Annotated in this window: 25 protein-coding genes; all 25 read left to right on the forward strand. The window is 68.3% G+C overall.

Annotation, left to right across the window (positions count from 1 at the left end; translation table 11 throughout):
- Position 1 precedes the first annotated feature (1 nt).
- A complete protein-coding gene (gene tuf, locus EF879_RS04745; RefSeq protein ID WP_123554918.1) occupies positions 2–1,195 on the forward strand; it encodes an elongation factor Tu in 1,194 nt (397 codons plus the stop codon).
- Positions 1,196–1,538: 343 nt separating this feature from the next.
- A complete protein-coding gene (gene rpsJ, locus EF879_RS04750) occupies positions 1,539–1,847 on the forward strand; it encodes a 30S ribosomal protein S10 (RefSeq protein WP_007073037.1) in 309 nt (102 codons plus the stop codon).
- Between the two features lie 11 nt (positions 1,848–1,858).
- Entirely contained in the window at positions 1,859–2,521 is a 663-nt protein-coding gene (rplC, locus tag EF879_RS04755) for a 50S ribosomal protein L3 (protein WP_123554920.1), read from the forward strand.
- Positions 2,518–3,171: a 50S ribosomal protein L4 gene (rplD, locus tag EF879_RS04760; protein WP_123554922.1), complete on the forward strand. Its 654-nt coding sequence runs from the start codon at positions 2,518–2,520 to the stop codon at positions 3,169–3,171. The genes rplC and rplD overlap by 4 nt, the downstream gene beginning before the upstream one ends.
- A complete protein-coding gene (rplW, locus tag EF879_RS04765; RefSeq protein ID WP_123554924.1) occupies positions 3,168–3,470 on the forward strand; it encodes a 50S ribosomal protein L23 in 303 nt (100 codons plus the stop codon). The genes rplD and rplW overlap by 4 nt, the downstream gene beginning before the upstream one ends.
- A 12-nt stretch (positions 3,471–3,482) precedes the next feature.
- On the forward strand, positions 3,483–4,322 hold the full coding sequence (gene rplB, locus EF879_RS04770; protein ID WP_123554926.1) for a 50S ribosomal protein L2: 840 nt from the start codon (positions 3,483–3,485) through the stop codon (positions 4,320–4,322).
- Between the two features lie 15 nt (positions 4,323–4,337).
- Positions 4,338–4,619, forward strand: coding sequence for a 30S ribosomal protein S19 (gene rpsS / locus EF879_RS04775; RefSeq protein ID WP_123554928.1), 282 nt, complete (start codon positions 4,338–4,340; stop codon positions 4,617–4,619).
- Between the two features lie 38 nt (positions 4,620–4,657).
- Positions 4,658–5,149, forward strand: coding sequence for a 50S ribosomal protein L22 (rplV, locus tag EF879_RS04780; protein ID WP_123554930.1), 492 nt, complete (start codon positions 4,658–4,660; stop codon positions 5,147–5,149).
- Complete coding sequence (gene rpsC / locus EF879_RS04785) at positions 5,149–6,027, forward strand: 30S ribosomal protein S3 (RefSeq protein WP_123554932.1); 879 nt, start codon at positions 5,149–5,151, stop codon at positions 6,025–6,027. Before rplV ends, rpsC begins: the two co-directional genes overlap by 1 nt.
- A gap of 3 nt (positions 6,028–6,030) precedes the next feature.
- The gene (gene rplP / locus EF879_RS04790; protein ID WP_123554934.1) at positions 6,031–6,456 is read left to right on the forward strand and encodes a 50S ribosomal protein L16; all 426 of its coding nucleotides are present in this window, start codon (positions 6,031–6,033) and stop codon (positions 6,454–6,456) included.
- On the forward strand, positions 6,456–6,692 hold the full coding sequence (gene rpmC, locus EF879_RS04795; protein WP_123554936.1) for a 50S ribosomal protein L29: 237 nt from the start codon (positions 6,456–6,458) through the stop codon (positions 6,690–6,692). The genes rplP and rpmC overlap by 1 nt, the downstream gene beginning before the upstream one ends.
- A gap of 22 nt (positions 6,693–6,714) precedes the next feature.
- The gene (gene rpsQ, locus EF879_RS04800; protein WP_123554938.1) at positions 6,715–6,996 is read left to right on the forward strand and encodes a 30S ribosomal protein S17; all 282 of its coding nucleotides are present in this window, start codon (positions 6,715–6,717) and stop codon (positions 6,994–6,996) included.
- A 111-nt stretch (positions 6,997–7,107) separates the two neighbouring features.
- Positions 7,108–7,476 carry a 50S ribosomal protein L14 gene (rplN, locus tag EF879_RS04805; protein ID WP_123554940.1) on the forward strand — a complete coding sequence of 123 codons (369 nt, stop codon included), beginning with the start codon at positions 7,108–7,110 and terminating at the stop codon, positions 7,474–7,476.
- Positions 7,477–7,478: 2 nt separating this feature from the next.
- The gene (gene rplX / locus EF879_RS04810) at positions 7,479–7,793 is read left to right on the forward strand and encodes a 50S ribosomal protein L24 (RefSeq protein ID WP_123554942.1); all 315 of its coding nucleotides are present in this window, start codon (positions 7,479–7,481) and stop codon (positions 7,791–7,793) included.
- Entirely contained in the window at positions 7,790–8,359 is a 570-nt protein-coding gene (gene rplE, locus EF879_RS04815; RefSeq protein ID WP_123554943.1) for a 50S ribosomal protein L5, read from the forward strand. The genes rplX and rplE overlap by 4 nt, the downstream gene beginning before the upstream one ends.
- 35 nt (positions 8,360–8,394) lie before the next feature.
- Positions 8,395–8,580: a type Z 30S ribosomal protein S14 gene (locus tag EF879_RS04820; RefSeq protein WP_007073023.1), complete on the forward strand. Its 186-nt coding sequence runs from the start codon at positions 8,395–8,397 to the stop codon at positions 8,578–8,580.
- A 136-nt stretch (positions 8,581–8,716) separates the two neighbouring features.
- Positions 8,717–9,124, forward strand: a complete 408-nt coding sequence (gene rpsH, locus EF879_RS04825) for a 30S ribosomal protein S8 (protein WP_123554945.1) — start codon at positions 8,717–8,719, stop codon at positions 9,122–9,124.
- Between the two features lie 74 nt (positions 9,125–9,198).
- The gene (gene rplF / locus EF879_RS04830) at positions 9,199–9,741 is read left to right on the forward strand and encodes a 50S ribosomal protein L6 (protein ID WP_123554947.1); all 543 of its coding nucleotides are present in this window, start codon (positions 9,199–9,201) and stop codon (positions 9,739–9,741) included.
- A gap of 73 nt (positions 9,742–9,814) precedes the next feature.
- Entirely contained in the window at positions 9,815–10,192 is a 378-nt protein-coding gene (gene rplR / locus EF879_RS04835; protein WP_233604251.1) for a 50S ribosomal protein L18, read from the forward strand.
- A gap of 30 nt (positions 10,193–10,222) precedes the next feature.
- Entirely contained in the window at positions 10,223–10,837 is a 615-nt protein-coding gene (gene rpsE / locus EF879_RS04840; RefSeq protein ID WP_123554951.1) for a 30S ribosomal protein S5, read from the forward strand.
- Entirely contained in the window at positions 10,837–11,019 is a 183-nt protein-coding gene (rpmD, locus tag EF879_RS04845) for a 50S ribosomal protein L30 (protein ID WP_123554953.1), read from the forward strand. The genes rpsE and rpmD overlap by 1 nt, the downstream gene beginning before the upstream one ends.
- The gene (rplO, locus tag EF879_RS04850) at positions 11,019–11,462 is read left to right on the forward strand and encodes a 50S ribosomal protein L15 (protein ID WP_123554955.1); all 444 of its coding nucleotides are present in this window, start codon (positions 11,019–11,021) and stop codon (positions 11,460–11,462) included. The genes rpmD and rplO overlap by 1 nt, the downstream gene beginning before the upstream one ends.
- Before the next feature lie 239 nt (positions 11,463–11,701).
- Positions 11,702–13,033 carry a preprotein translocase subunit SecY gene (gene secY, locus EF879_RS04855; protein WP_123554957.1) on the forward strand — a complete coding sequence of 444 codons (1,332 nt, stop codon included), beginning with the start codon at positions 11,702–11,704 and terminating at the stop codon, positions 13,031–13,033.
- A complete protein-coding gene (locus tag EF879_RS04860; RefSeq protein ID WP_123554959.1) occupies positions 13,034–13,687 on the forward strand; it encodes an adenylate kinase in 654 nt (217 codons plus the stop codon).
- A 9-nt stretch (positions 13,688–13,696) separates the two neighbouring features.
- Positions 13,697–14,551: a type I methionyl aminopeptidase gene (gene map, locus EF879_RS04865; RefSeq protein ID WP_123554961.1), complete on the forward strand. Its 855-nt coding sequence runs from the start codon at positions 13,697–13,699 to the stop codon at positions 14,549–14,551.
- Positions 14,552–14,637: the final 86 nt, after the last annotated feature.

A 14,637-nucleotide genomic window follows, 5' to 3' on the forward strand; every position in this document is an offset into this window, starting at 1 on the left:
AGTGGCGAAGGCGAAGTTCGAGCGGACTAAGCCGCACGTCAACATCGGCACCATTGGTCACATCGACCACGGTAAGACGACGCTGACGGCGGCCATTACCAAGGTCCTGCACGACAAGATGCCGGACCTGAACCCGTACACGCCGTTCGACGAGATCGACAAGGCGCCGGAGGAGAAGGCCCGGGGTATCACGATTTCGATCGCGCACGTCGAGTACCAGACCGAGGCGCGGCACTACGCGCACGTCGACTGCCCCGGTCACGCCGACTACATCAAGAACATGATCACCGGTGCCGCCCAGATGGACGGCGCGATCCTGGTGGTCGCGGCGACCGACGGCCCGATGCCGCAGACCCGCGAGCACGTGCTGCTGGCCCGCCAGGTCGGCGTGCCGTACATCGTCGTCGCCCTGAACAAGAGCGACATGGTGGACGACGAGGAGCTTCTCGAGCTGGTCGAGCTCGAGGTCCGCGAGCTGCTCTCGTCGCAGGACTACCCGGGCGACGAGCTCCCGGTCGTACGGGTGTCGGCGCTGAAGGCGCTCGAGGGCGACCCGGTGTGGACCGAGAAGCTCATGGAGCTGATGAACGCGGTCGACACCGCGATTCCGCAGCCGGAGCGGGACACCGACAAGCCGTTCCTCATGCCGATCGAGGACGTCTTCACGATCACCGGCCGTGGCACCGTGGTTACCGGCCGTGTCGAGCGTGGCGTGCTCAAGCCGAACGAGGAGGTGGAGATCGTCGGTATCCGCGACAAGTCGCAGAAGACGGTCGTCACCGGTATCGAGATGTTCCGCAAGCTGCTCGACGAGGCCCGCGCGGGCGAGAACGTCGGTCTGCTGCTGCGGGGTGTCAAGCGCGAGGAGGTCGAGCGCGGCATGGTCGTGGTCAAGCCGGGCACGACCACCCCGCACACGGAGTTCGAGGCCCAGGTCTACATCCTCTCCAAGGAGGAGGGTGGCCGGCACACGCCGTTCTTCCAGAACTACCGGCCGCAGTTCTACTTCCGGACCACCGACGTCACCGGTGTCGTCACGCTGCCTGAGGGCACCGAGATGGTCATGCCGGGCGACAACACCTCGATGACCGTGAAGCTGATCCAGCCCATCGCGATGGAGCAGGGTCTGAAGTTCGCGATCCGCGAGGGTGGCCGGACGGTTGGTGCCGGTCAGGTCACCAAGATCATCAAGTGACCTGGTGACCCCGATTGGCGTTGCCGTGCGGTAGTACGGCATACTGGTCAGGTTGCGTACCGGCGGGGTGGCTGACTGCCCGGCAGTCAGCCACCCTCGCTGGGTGTCCGGGGTGTGGCGATCCACTCCCGGCGCCCTCGAACTTCCCGCACGGGGCGGGACCGCCTCGGTCGTCCGGGGTGGAGTCTGGCTCCAGGGCGCGACACGCCCGACCGCGGGGGTCGGATAGCACGGGAGTAGGGCAGCGCCCGAGCCCGGCATGGAACATCCCGCTTCCCGGGGGCGGGCTCCGTGGCAGCAACCGGGCGGGACGGACAAGGCGAGAGAAGGAACAGAGGCCACCATGGCGGGACAGAAGATCCGCATCCGGCTCAAGGCGTACGACCACGAGGTGGTCGACTCCTCGGCGCGCAAGATCGTTGAGACGGTGACGCGTACCGGGGCTCAGGTCGCGGGCCCGGTGCCGCTGCCCACGGAGATCAACCGTTTCTGCGTGATCCGTTCGCCGCACAAGTACAAGGACTCGCGCGAGCACTTCGAGATGCGCACGCACAAGCGTCTGATCGACATCATCGACCCGACCCCCAAGACGGTCGACTCGCTCATGCGCCTCGACCTGCCGGCTGGCGTCGACATCGAGATCAAGCTGTAGGGACCGGACGAATGGACAGGCAAGTGAAGGGCATCCTGGGCGCCAAGCTCGGCATGACCCAGGTCTGGGACAACAACCGCGTTGTCCCGGTGACGGTGGTGCAGGCGGGGCCGTGCGTCGTGACCCAGGTCCGCACCCCCGAGAAGGACGGCTATTCCGCGGTCCAGCTGGCGTACGGCGCGATCGACCCGCGCAAGGTCAAGAAGCCGCTCGGCGGCCACTTCGCCAAGGCGAACGTCGCGCCCCGCCGGCACATCGTCGAGCTGCGTACCACCGATGCCGCCGACTACGAGCTGGGCCAGGAGGTGACCGTCGAGACGTTCACCCCGGGCACCCTGGTCGACGTCACTGGCCGGACCAAGGGCAAGGGCTTCGCCGGTGTCATGAAGCGCCACGGCTTCGGCGGTCTGCGTGCGAGCCACGGTGTCGAGCGCAAGCACCGCTCGCCCGGCTCGATCGGCGCCTGCGCCACCCCGGGCCGGGTCTTCAAGGGCGTCCGGATGGCCGGTCGGATGGGCGGCGTGCGGTACACCGTGCAGAACCTGACCATCCAGGCGGTGGACCCCGAGAACAACCTGCTGCTGGTGCGCGGCGCCATCCCCGGTCCCAAGAACGGACTCGTACTGGTCCGATCCGCGGCCAAGGCCGCCGCGAAGAAGGGCGGTGCCAAGTGAGCACGGTTGACGTGCTGGCCGTCGACGGCACCAAGAGCGGCTCGGTCGAGCTGCCCTCGGAGGTCTTCGACGTCCAGGCCAACATCGCGTTGATGCACCAGGTCGTGGTCGCGCAGCTCGCCGCCGCGCGGCAGGGCACGCACAAGACCAAGACCCGGGGCGAGGTCTCCGGTGGCGGCAAGAAGCCGTACAAGCAGAAGGGCACCGGTCGGGCCCGGCAGGGTTCGATCCGCGCCCCACAGTTCGCCGGCGGTGGCGTCGTGCACGGACCGGTTCCCCGGGACTACCGCCAGCGGACCCCGAAGAAGATGAAGGCCGCCGCCCTCCGGGGCGCCCTCTCCGACCGGGCCCGCAACGGGCAGGTGCACGTGGTGGAGACCTTCGTCGCCGGCGAGAAGCCCTCGACGAAGGCCGCCATCGCGACCCTGCGCAAGGTCACCCAGGCCAAGCGGGTGCTGGTGGTGCTGAGCGGCACCGACGAGCTGAACTGGCTGTCGCTGCGCAACGAGCCGAGTGTGCATCTGCTGGAGGCCGGCCAGCTCAACACGTACGACGTGCTGGTCGCCGACGACGTGGTCTTCACCCGGGAGGCCCTGGACGAGTTCCTGGGCCGCCGCGGTGGGGCGCAGGGTGAGGAGAGCGAGAAGTGACCACGATCGCCGACCCGCGGGACATCATCATCGCCCCGGTCATCTCGGAGAAGAGCTACAGCGAGCTCAACAAGAACTGGTACACCTTCCTGGTGCACCCGGACGCCAACAAGACGGCGATCAAGATCGCGATCCAGCAGATCTTCAACGTCCGGGTCATCTCGGTCAACACCCTCAACCGCGAGGGCAAGCGCAAGCGGACCCGGACCGGGTGGGGCAAGCGCAAGAACACCAAGCGGGCGATGGTGAAGCTGGCCGACGGTGACCGCATCGAGGCCTTCGGCGGCCCGGTCAGCTGAGGGGTATAGACAATGGCTATCCGTAAGTACAGGCCGACGACGCCGGGCCGGCGTGGCGCCAGCGTCGCCGACTTCGCCGAGATCACCCGGTCGACGCCGGAGAAGTCGCTGCTGGTCCCGCTGCCCAAGAAGGGCGGGCGCAACGCCCACGGCCGGATCACCGCGCGGCACCACGGCGGTGGGCACAAGCGGCAGTACCGCCTGATCGACTTCAAGCGGGTCGACAAGGACGGCGTGCCGGCGAAGGTCGCGCACATCGAGTACGACCCGAACCGCACCGCCCGGATCGCTCTGCTGCACTACGCCGACGGCGAGAAGCGCTACATCATCGCGCCGAAGGACCTCCGACAGGGCGACTCGGTGGAGTCCGGCCCCACCGCCGACATCAAGCCCGGCAACAACCTGCCGCTCCGCAACATCCCGATCGGTTCCACCATCCACGCCGTGGAGCTGCGCCCGGGCGGCGGCGCCAAGCTGGCCCGCTCGGCCGGCGTCGGCATCCAGCTGCTGGGCCGCGAGGGGTCGTACGCCACGCTGCGGATGCCGTCCGGAGAGATCCGGCGGGTCGACGTGCGGTGCCGGGCGACGATCGGCGAGATCGGCAACGCCGACCAGTCCAACATCAACTGGGGTAAGGCCGGCCGGATGCGGTGGAAGGGCCGGCGCCCTACCGTGCGCGGTGTGGCGATGAACCCGGTCGACCACCCGCACGGTGGTGGTGAGGGTAAGACCTCCGGTGGTCGTCACCCGGTGAACCCGCAGGGTAAGCCCGAGGGCCGCACCCGTCGTAAGGGCAAGCCGAGCGACCGCCTGATCGTCCGCCGTCGCTACGCCAACCGCAAGCGCGGCTAAGGGAGTTGGGTAGACATGCCTCGCAGCCTGAAGAAGGGCCCGTTCGTCGACGACCACCTGCTCAAGAAGGTGGAAGCTCAGAACGCGAAGGGCACGAAGAACGTCATCAAGACCTGGTCGCGCCGCTCGACGATCATCCCGGAGATGCTCGGGCACACGATCGCGGTGCACGACGGGCGCAAGCACGTCCCGGTGTTCATCACCGAGGCGATGGTCGGGCACAAGCTCGGTGAGTTTGCGCTGACCCGCACGTTCAAGGGTCACGAGAAGGACGACCGGAAGAGCCGCCGGCGCTGAGTCGCCGACCACGGATAAAGGATCAAGGGGTTTCAGCGATGCCAGTAAAGGGCGACGCTCCGGTGCTTCCGGGCGCGCGGGCGGTTGCGCGATACGTGCGCATCTCGCCGAACAAGGCGCGTCGGGTGGTCAACCTCGTCCGCGGTCTGCCCGCGAAAGAGGCGCTCACGGTGCTGCAGTTCGCGCCACAGGCGGCGAGTGAGCAGGTCTACAAGGTGCTCGCGAGCGCGATCGCCAATGCGGAGAACAACGAGCGGCTGGACCCCGACGCGCTGCTCGTCAGCGAGGCGTACGTCGACGAGGGCCCAACCATGAAGCGCTTCCGGCCCCGGGCGCAGGGCCGGGCGTACCGCATCCGCAAGCGCACCAGCCACATCACCATCGCGGTCGAGGCCGTGGCGCCGGTTGCGCCGGCCCGGCGGGCCGCGAAGAAGGCCGCGCCGACGAAGAAGGCCACGCCGGCTACCGCCGCGCCGGCGGCCGAGACCGGGGCCGCCGAATCGAAGAGCAAGACGGAGGGTGCCGAGTAATGGGGCAGAAGGTTCACCCGCACGGGTTCCGGCTCGGCATCTCGACCGACTGGAAGTCCCGTTGGTACGCGGACAAGCTCTACAAGGACTACATCGCCGAGGACGTCAAGATCCGTCGGATGATGTCGAAGGGCCTGGAGCGCGCGGGCATTTCCAAGGTCGACATCGAGCGAACCCGGGATCGGGTACGGGTCGACATCCACACCGCTCGCCCGGGCATCGTCATCGGCCGCAAGGGGGCCGAGGCGGACCGGATCCGCGCGGAGCTGGAGAAGCTGACCGGTAAGCAGGTTCAGCTCAACATCCTCGAGGTGAAGAGTCCGGAGTCGGACGCGCAGCTCGTCGCGCAGGGCGTGGCGGAGCAGCTCTCCAGCCGGGTCAGCTTCCGGCGGGCGATGCGCAAGGCCATGCAGTCGGCGATGAAGAACCCGATCGTGCGGGGTATCCGGGTGCAGGTCTCCGGCCGGCTCGGCGGTGCGGAGATGAGCCGCACCGAGTTCTACCGCGAGGGTCGGGTGCCGCTGCACACGCTGCGGGCCAACATCGAGTACGGCTTCTTCGAGGCCCGGACCACCTTCGGCCGGATCGGCGTGAAGGTCTGGATCTACAAGGGCGACGCCGTGCCCGGCCGGGAGACCCCGGCCGAGGCGGGCGCGGCGCGTCCGCGTCGCGAGCGCGGCGACCGTCCCGAGCGGCCGCGTCGCGGACGCTCCGGCTCCGCCGGCACGACCCCGGGCGGGACCGAGGCCGGGCGGGCTGCGGCGGCGGAGATCTCCGGCGCGTCCACCGAGGCGACGAACGACAGCGCCGCGGCGGCCGTCGCCACGGCGACTCCGGCGGGTTCCGCCGGAACGGACAGCTCAGCGCAGGAGGGCTGACAGATGCTGATGCCGCGTAAGCCCCCGAAGGGCTTCCGCAAGCCGCACCACCCCGGCCGCAGTGGCGTGTCGAAGGGCGGCAACCGCGTCGTGTTCGGCGATTTCGGAATCCAGGCGCTCGAGCCCGCGTACGTGACCAACCGGCAGATCGAATCCGCCCGTATCGCGATGACCCGGCACATCAAGCGTGGCGGCAAGGTCTGGATCACGGTCTTCCCGGACCAGGCCCTGACCAAGAAGCCGGCCGAGACCCGGATGGGTTCCGGTAAGGGCTCGCCCGAGTGGTGGGTGACCAATGTGAAGCCGGGGCGGGTGCTCTTCGAGATGTCCTTCCCCAACGAGCAGGTCGCGCGGGAGGCGATGCGTCGCGCGATCCACAAGCTCCCGATGAAGTGCCGCATTGTGACGCGCGAAGTGGGTGAAAGCTGATGGCCGCGGGCGTGAAGGCCAGCGAGCTGCGTGAGCTCTCCGATGAGGAGCTGGTCAGCAGGCTGCGGGAGGCCAAGGCGGAGCTGTTCAACCTGCGGGTCCAGGCAGCGACCGGGCAGCTGGACAACAACCGCCGGCTGCAGGTCATCCGTCGGGAGATCGCCCGGATCTACACGATCATGCGCGAGCGCGAGCTGGGGCTGTCGGCCGCGCCGGACGAGGTGACTGCATCATGAGCGAGCGCAGCGAGGGGAAGGCATGAGCGACGAGACCGCTACCACCGCGAAGCCGCGCGGTCGGCGTAAGGTCCGCGAGGGCTACGTGGTCAGCGACAAGATGGACAAGACCGTGGTCGTCGAGGTCGAGGACCGGGTCAAGCACGCGCTGTACGGCAAGGTCATGCGCCGCACCAGCAAGCTGAAGGCGCACGACGAGCAGAACGCGTGCGGTGTGGGCGACCGGGTGCTGCTCATGGAGACCCGTCCGCTGTCCGCCACCAAGCGGTGGCGGGTCGTGGAGATCCTCGAGAAGGCCAAGTAAGAGCCGTACCGCAAGGCTCTCAGAGTTCCGCCAAGCTCGGTCGGCACGGACCGTGGCCGCGAGACGGCCGGGGCGCCAGAGGCCGAGAACTGGCAGACATAGGAGATTGACGTGATTCAGCAGGAGTCGCGACTGCGGGTCGCCGACAACACGGGTGCGCGGGAGATCCTGTGCATCCGCGTGCTCGGCGGCTCCGGTCGGCGGTACGCGAGCATCGGCGACGTCATCGTGGCCACGGTCAAGGACGCGATCCCGGGCGGCGGCGTGAAGAAGGGCGACGTCGTCAAGGCTGTCGTCGTCCGTACCACGAAGGAGAAGCGGCGGCCGGACGGCTCGTACATCCGGTTCGACGAGAACGCGGCCGTGATCATCAAGGACGGCGGCGACCCGCGCGGCACCCGTATCTTCGGCCCGGTCGGCCGTGAACTGCGGGACAAGCGGTTCATGAAGATCATCTCGCTCGCGCCGGAGGTGTTGTAGCCGTGAAGGTGAAGAAGGGCGACACGGTCGTCGTCATCGCCGGCAAGGACAAGGGCGCCAAGGGCAAGGTCATCGCGGCCTACCCGCGGCAGAACAAGGTCCTGGTCGAGGGCGTGAACCGGATCAAGAAGCACACCCGCATCCGCACCACCCAGCGCGGTGCGAAGACCGGTGGCATCGTCACCCAGGAGGCTCCCATCCACGTCTCGAACGTGATGGTCCTGGACTCCGACGGTAACCCGACCCGGGTCGGGTACCGGATCGACGAGAACGGCCAGAAGGTCCGCATCGCGCGCAGCACCGGTAAGGACCTGTGATGACGGCAACCGAGACCAAGACGATGCCGCGGCTCAAGGAGCGGTACCGCAACGAGATCGTGGCCCAGCTGCGCGAGCAGTTCGGCTACCGCAACCCGATGCAGGTGCCCGGCCTGGTGAAGGTCGTCATCAACATGGGCGTGGGCGAGGCCGCACGGGACGCGAAGCTGATCGAGGGCGCCGTCCGCGACCTGGCGACCATCTCCGGCCAGAAGCCGCAGATTCGGCGGGCCCGCAAGTCGATCGCGCAGTTCAAGCTCCGCGAGGGCATGCCGATCGGCGCGAAGGTCACCCTCCGGGGCGACCGGATGTGGGAGTTCCTCGACCGGTTGCTCTCGATCGCGCTGCCCCGGATCCGGGACTTCCGCGGCCTCGACGGGCGCAAGCTGGACGGGCACGGCAACTACACGTTCGGGCTGACCGAGCAGTCGGTGTTCCACGAGATCGACCAGGACAAGATCGATCGCGTGCGAGGCATGGACATCACGGTGGTCACCACTGCCAAGACCGACGACGAGGGCCGGGCCCTGCTCAAGCTGCTGGGCTTCCCGTTCAAGGAGAACTGAGGCCGCCGTGACGGATCTGAACAAGGAGAACTGAGATGGCCAAGAAGGCGCTGATCCTCAAGGCCGCCGCGAAGCCGAAGTTCTCGGTACGCGCGTACACCCGCTGCCAGCGCTGCGGTCGGCCGAAGGCGGTCTACCGCAAGTTCGGTCTCTGCCGGGTGTGCATCCGGGAGATGGCGCACCGGGGCGAGCTGCCCGGTGTGTCGAAGGCTTCCTGGTGACGCTGCGCTCCGTCCGAACCCGGTGGAGCGCCCTGGTAGGGCCCAGCCGCGTCCCGAGTGAGCGGGACGAGGATCGCAACGCCGCAGGCCCGGGCCGACGCCCCGGGAACCCCGGCGAGAAAGGCTGACGAGATCCATGACGATGACCGACCCGATCGCAGACATGCTGACGCGTCTGCGCAACGCCAACCAGGCGTACCACGACCGGGTGACGATGCCCTACTCGAAGATCAAGGCGAACATCGCCGAGGTCCTCAAGTCCGAGGGGTACATCGCCTCCTGGTCGGTCGAGGAGCCCGAGGAGGGCAGCGTCGGCAAGCGGCTGGTCGTCGAGCTGAAGTACGGCCAGAACCGGGAGCGGAGCCTGGCCGGTATCAAGCGCGTGTCCAAGCCCGGCCTGCGGGTGTACGCCAAGGCGGACGCGCTCCCGCGGGTGCTCGGCGGGCTGGGCGTGGCGATCATTTCGACGTCCCAGGGGCTGCTGACCGACAAGCAGGCCCGCAAGCGGAGCGTGGGCGGGGAAGTCCTCGCCTTCGTGTGGTAACGGAGGCATGCCGTGAGCGCGAGGAGCGCAGCGAAGCGGAGCCCCGCAGTCGCGAGCGAAGGAAATGATCGATAATGTCGCGTATTGGACGTAAGTCGATCCCGGTACCGGCCGGTGTCGAGGTGACGATCGACGGCCCGACCATCAAGGTCAAGGGGCCGAAGGGTGAGCTGTCACACACGCTGGCCGAGCCGATCTCGGTGGAGCGGGGCGAGGACGGTCAGCTGCACGTCACGCGGCCGAACGACGAGCGGCGGGCCAAGGAGCTGCACGGCCTCAGCCGTACCCTGGTGGCGAACATGATCGTCGGGGTGACCGAGGGTTACCGTAAGACCCTGGAGATCTCCGGTACGGGTTACCGGGTCACGGCCAAGGGCAGTGACCTGGAGTTCGCGCTCGGGTTCTCGCACCCGGTGTACGTGAAGGCTCCGGACGGGATTACCTTCACTGTCGAGCGGCCCACGCTGTTCCACGTGAGCGGGATCGACAAGCAGCGGGTCGGCGAGGTCGCCGCGAACATCCGGAAGATCCGTCCGCCGGAGCCGTACAAGGGCAAGGGCATCAAGTACCAGGGCGAGGTCATCCGCCGCAAGGCCGGAAAGGCGGGCAAGAAGTGACCGTGATGCCCAGGGCGAGGTCATCCGCCGGCCGCGAGGTTGGGAGAAAGGCAGGTAAGAAGTGACCGCCACGCTGCTCAAGCGCCGCCGCGGCGTCGCCGCTCAGCGCGCCGTCGGGCGGGCGCGTCGGCACTTCCGGGTCCGCAAGAAGGTCGTCGGCACGCCCGAGCGTCCGCGTCTGGTCGTCACCCGGTCGCTGCGTCACATGGTGGCGCAGATCGTCGACGACAGCCGGGGCCACACCCTGGTCTCCGCGTCGACGATGGACCCGTCGATCCGGGGCACGGAGGGCGACAAGAGCGCCCAGGCGGCCAAGGTAGGCGCCCTGATCGCCGAGCGGGCCAAGGCCGCCGGCATCTCCAAGGTCGTCTTCGACCGCGGTGGCAACAAGTACGCGGGGCGGATCGCCGCCCTGGCCGACGCCGCGCGCGAAGCCGGGCTCGAGTTCTAGACCCGTCACGAGAAGAGAGGAAGGCTGCTGATGCCAGGTCAACAGCGCCGTGGCGGCGGGTCCGGTGGCAACGAGGGTGGTCGCCGCGACAACCGCCGTGAGGGCGGTCGTGGAAGCGCGCCCGCCGAGAAGACGCCGCATCTGGAGCGGGTCGTCGCCATCAACCGTGTCGCCAAGGTCGTCAAGGGTGGTCGTCGCTTCAGCTTCACCGCTCTGGTGATCGTCGGCGACGGCGACGGCACGGTCGGGGTCGGCTACGGGAAGGCCAAGGAGGTGCCCGCGGCGATCGCCAAGGGCGTCGAGGAGGCCAAGAAGCACTTCTTCAAGGTGCCGCGGATCGCCACCACGATCCCGCACCCCGTACAGGGCGAGGACGCCGCCGGCATCGTCCTGCTCAAGCCGGCCAGCGCCGGTACGGGCGTCATCGCGGGTGGCCCGGTGCGCGCCGTCCTCGAGTGCGCGGGGATCCACGACGTGCTCTCCAAGAGCCTCGGCTCGTCCAACCCGATCAACATCGTGCACGCCACGGTCGCGGCTCTGAAGGCGCTGGAGTCGCCCGAGGCGATCGCGAAGCGTCGCGGTCTGCCGGTCGAGGACGTGGCTCCGGCCGCGATGCTCGCGGCCCAGGCGGGGGTGGCGTCCTGATGGCACGACTGAAGGTGACCCAGGTCCGGTCCGTCATCGGGGCCAAGCACAAGCAGCGTGAGTCGCTGCGGTCGCTCGGCCTGAAGCGGATCAACGACGTGGTGGTCAAGGAGGACCGTCCCGAGATCCGGGGCATGATCTTCACCGTGAGCCACCTCGTGAAGGTCGAGGAGGTCGACTGATGACGATCAAGGTCCACCACCTGCGTCCGGCCCCCGGAGCCAGGACCGAGAAGACCCGGGTGGGTCGCGGTGAGGGCTCGAAGGGGAAGACCGCGGGTCGAGGCACCAAGGGTTCCAAGGCCCGGAAGAACATCCCGGCCGCCTTCGAGGGTGGGCAGATGCCCATTCACATGCGGCTGCCGAAGCTGAAGGGCTTCAAGAACAAGTTCAAGGTCGTGTACCAGGTGGTCAACCTGGACCGGCTCGCCGAGCTCTTCCCGCAGGGCGGGCAGGTCGGCCCGGCGGAGCTGGCCCAGGCTGGTGCCGTCCGCAAGGGCCAGCCGGTCAAGGTCCTCGGCGACGGGGATCTGGGCGGGGTCGCCCTCCAGGTTTCGGCGCACGCGTTCAGCGCGTCGGCCAAGGAGAAGATCACCGCTGCTGGCGGCTCGGTCACGGAGCTGTAAGACGGCAGGTCGGGGCGCTCGCCCAGTTCTCGCGCGACGGGCGGGCGCCCTGGTCTACTGGGGGGCTCCGCTGCCCCGTTAATATCGGAACCGGTGAATGTTCCCCGGGTGGATCTGCCCGAGAGCCCGCCGGACTGTTAGAGTCCGATCCCAGCTATGGGTATCGGGTCGATCGCCCGACAGCCACACCCCGTCCCGCCACGCACCCGCGGCGGCCCGCCTCGCGCAGGAGGAAGAAGTTGCTCTCCGCCTTTCTCAGTGCGTTCCGCACGCCTGACCTGCGCAAGAAGCTGCTGTTCACAGTAGCCATCATCGCGATCTACCGGCTCGGGGCGACCTTGCCCAGCCCGGGTGTCTCGTACGGCAACGTGCAGAAGTGCCTCCAGACCATGGAGACGGGGGAGGGCAACGGGGTCTTCAACCTGCTCAACCTCTTCTCCGGCGGTGCGCTGCTCTCGCTGTCGGTCTTCGCGTTGGGCATCATGCCCTACATCACCGCCTCGATCATCCTTCAGCTGCTCACCGTGGTGATTCCGCGGCTGGAGCAGCTGCGCAAGGAGGGTCAGGCCGGTACGGCGAAGATCACGCAGTACACCCGCTACCTGACGCTCGGCCTGGGCATCCTGCAGGCCTCGGCGTTCGTCGCGCTGGCTCGCTCCGGGCAGCTCTTCAACGGCATGTGCCAGGAGTTCCCGATCATCCCCGAGGGCACCGGGCTGCCGACCTGGCTGACCGTGACCGTGCTGGTCATCACGATGACCGCCGGCACCGGTGTGGTGATGTGGCTGGGTGAGCTGATCACCGACCGGGGTGTCGGCAACGGGATGTCGGTGCTGATCTTCACCTCGATCGCGGCGCGCCTCCCCAGCGAGGGTTGGACGATCAAGAACAACAAGGGCTGGGGGATGTTCGCCCTGGTTCTCGTCCTGGTGCTGGTCGTCATCACCCTGGTGGTCTTCATCGAGCAGGCCCAGCGGCGGATCCCGGTCCAGTACGCCAAGCGGATGATCGGTCGGCGGATGTACGGCGGCACCTCCACCTACATCCCGCTCAAGGTGAACCAGGCCGGCGTGATCCCGGTGATCTTCGCCTCGTCCCTGCTCTACCTGCCGTCCCTGCTGCTCCAGTTCTTCGACCAGAACAACCTGAACAACTGGCAGACCTGGATCCAGAACCACCTCGTCCAGCCGGACAGCCCGACGTACATCAGCGTCTACTTCCTGCTGATCATCTTCTTCACCTACTTCTACGTCTCGATCACGTTCAACCCGACCGAGGTCGCGGACAACATGAAGAAGTACGGCGGGTTCGTGCCGGGCATCCGGCCGGGCAAGCCCACCGCGGACTACCTCGACTTCATCCTGAGCCGGATCACTCTCCCCGGCTCGCTCTACCTGGGCGCGGTCGCGGTCCTGCCGAACTTCTTCTTCATCTGGCTGGACAACCAGCAGTTCCAGAACTTCCCGTTCGGCGGCACCGCCGTGCTGATCCTGGTCGGCGTTGGGTTGGAGACGGTGAAGCAGATCGAGAGCCAGCTCATGCAGCGGAACTACGAAGGGTTCCTGCGGTAGATGCGACTCGTTCTGGTCGGTCCCCCCGGGGCGGGCAAGGGGACCCAGGCCGAGTTCATCGCCGCCCACCTCGCCGTGCCCAAGATCTCGACCGGGGATATCTTCCGGGCGAACGTCAGCCAGGGCACCCCGCTCGGCGTCGAGGCGAAGCGGTACATGGACGCCGGCAAGCTGGTGCCCGACGAGGTGACGATCAACATGGTGCGGGACCGGCTCGCCGAGCCGGACGCGGCCGAGGGGTTCCTGCTCGACGGCTTCCCCCGGACCACCCCGCAGGCGGCGGCGCTGGACAAGCTCCTCGCCGATCTGGGTACCGCGCTGGATCTGGTGCTGGAACTGGTCGTCGACGACGACGAGGTGATCCGGCGGCTCTCCGGCCGGCGTACCTGCCGGGGCTGCGGCAAGGTGTGGCACATCGAGTTCGACGCGCCCACCGTGGCCGGCATCTGTGACCGCTGCGGCTCGGAGCTGTTCCAGCGCGACGACGACCGGGCGGAGACGATCGCCGAACGGCTGCGGGAGTACGCGAGCAAGACGGCGCCGCTGATCGACTACTACGGTGCGCAGGGCAAGCTCGTCGGTATCGACGCGACCGGCCCGGTGGAGGACGTCACGGTCCGGGCCATCGACGCCTTGCGCTCGTACGGCGGATAGGCTGGTCGTATGCGCCGTCACCAGCTGGACATCCAGCTGAAGACCCCGGAGCAGATCGAGAAGATGCGGGCCGCCGGGCTCGTCGTCGCGGCCGCACTGGCCCAGATGCGTGCGGCGGTGTCGCCCGGCGTGACCACGGCCGAGCTCGACGCGATCGCCGAGTCGGTGATCCGCGAGGCCGGCGCCGTCCCCTCGTTCAAGGGCTACCACGGCTACCCGGCGACGATCTGCTCCTCCGTCAACGAGCAGGTCGTTCACGCGATCCCCTCGCCCGAGCAGGTGCTCCGGGAGGGTGACCTGGTCTCGCTCGACTGTGGGGCCATCCTCGACGGCTGGCACGGAGACGCCGCGATCACGGTCGGGGTCGGCGAGGTCCGGCCGGAGCTGCTTCGGATGGCCGAGGTCGCCGAGGACGCGATGTGGGCGGGGATCGCCGCGGCCGCCCGTGGCATGCTGAGCCGCCGGGGCCGGCTGACCGACATCTCGTACGCGGTGGAGCGGACCGTCCGAGCTGCCGGGCCGTACGGCATCGTCGAGGGGTACGGCGGGCACGGCATCGGCACGGAGATGCACCAGGACCCGCACGTGCTCAACCACGGGCGACCCGGCCGTGGCCCCCGCCTGGTCGCCGGAATGGCACTGGCGATCGAGCCGATGATCACGATGGGCTCGCCCCGGACTGTGGAGCTGGCGGACGGCTGGACCGTGGTCACGCGGGACGGGTCGGTCGCGGCCCACGTCGAGCACTCGATGGCGCTGCTGGAGGACGGGGTCTGGGTGCTGACGGCGCCGGACGGCGGCCGCGCACGGCTCGGTGACCTGGTGACCGCCCGGGAGCCGGCCCGCACCGCCGCCGTCGACTGAACCGCGCGGGATGCGGCGGGTCCGTCGCCGTGGGCTGAACCATCCGGGCGGTGAGGGCTTCGCCGTGGTTCCCGACACGCGAGCCA

This window comes from Micromonospora sp. HM5-17, assembly GCF_003762835.1.
Taxonomy (GTDB): Bacteria; Actinomycetota; Actinomycetes; order Mycobacteriales; family Micromonosporaceae; genus Plantactinospora.

Excerpts from the sequence above, each read along its gene's own strand:
- rpsJ (WP_007073037.1), top strand. The coding sequence starts at position 1,539 with ATGGCGGGACAGAAGATCCGCATCCGGCTCAAGGCGTACGACCACGAG.
- rplC (WP_123554920.1), top strand. The coding sequence starts at position 1,859 with ATGGACAGGCAAGTGAAGGGCATCCTGGGCGCCAAGCTCGGCATGACC.
- rplB (WP_123554926.1), top strand. The coding sequence starts at position 3,483 with ATGGCTATCCGTAAGTACAGGCCGACGACGCCGGGCCGGCGTGGCGCC.
- rpsS (WP_123554928.1), top strand. The coding sequence starts at position 4,338 with ATGCCTCGCAGCCTGAAGAAGGGCCCGTTCGTCGACGACCACCTGCTC.
- rplV (WP_123554930.1), top strand. The coding sequence starts at position 4,658 with ATGCCAGTAAAGGGCGACGCTCCGGTGCTTCCGGGCGCGCGGGCGGTT.
- rpsC (WP_123554932.1), top strand. The coding sequence starts at position 5,149 with ATGGGGCAGAAGGTTCACCCGCACGGGTTCCGGCTCGGCATCTCGACC.
- rplP (WP_123554934.1), top strand. The coding sequence starts at position 6,031 with ATGCTGATGCCGCGTAAGCCCCCGAAGGGCTTCCGCAAGCCGCACCAC.
- rpmC (WP_123554936.1), top strand. The coding sequence starts at position 6,456 with ATGGCCGCGGGCGTGAAGGCCAGCGAGCTGCGTGAGCTCTCCGATGAG.
- rpsQ (WP_123554938.1), top strand. The coding sequence starts at position 6,715 with ATGAGCGACGAGACCGCTACCACCGCGAAGCCGCGCGGTCGGCGTAAG.
- EF879_RS04820 (WP_007073023.1), top strand. The coding sequence starts at position 8,395 with ATGGCCAAGAAGGCGCTGATCCTCAAGGCCGCCGCGAAGCCGAAGTTC.
- rpsH (WP_123554945.1), top strand. The coding sequence starts at position 8,717 with ATGACGATGACCGACCCGATCGCAGACATGCTGACGCGTCTGCGCAAC.
- rplF (WP_123554947.1), top strand. The coding sequence starts at position 9,199 with ATGTCGCGTATTGGACGTAAGTCGATCCCGGTACCGGCCGGTGTCGAG.
- rpsE (WP_123554951.1), top strand. The coding sequence starts at position 10,223 with ATGCCAGGTCAACAGCGCCGTGGCGGCGGGTCCGGTGGCAACGAGGGT.
- rpmD (WP_123554953.1), top strand. The coding sequence starts at position 10,837 with ATGGCACGACTGAAGGTGACCCAGGTCCGGTCCGTCATCGGGGCCAAG.
- rplO (WP_123554955.1), top strand. The coding sequence starts at position 11,019 with ATGACGATCAAGGTCCACCACCTGCGTCCGGCCCCCGGAGCCAGGACC.
- EF879_RS04860 (WP_123554959.1), top strand. The coding sequence starts at position 13,034 with ATGCGACTCGTTCTGGTCGGTCCCCCCGGGGCGGGCAAGGGGACCCAG.
- map (WP_123554961.1), top strand. The coding sequence starts at position 13,697 with ATGCGCCGTCACCAGCTGGACATCCAGCTGAAGACCCCGGAGCAGATC.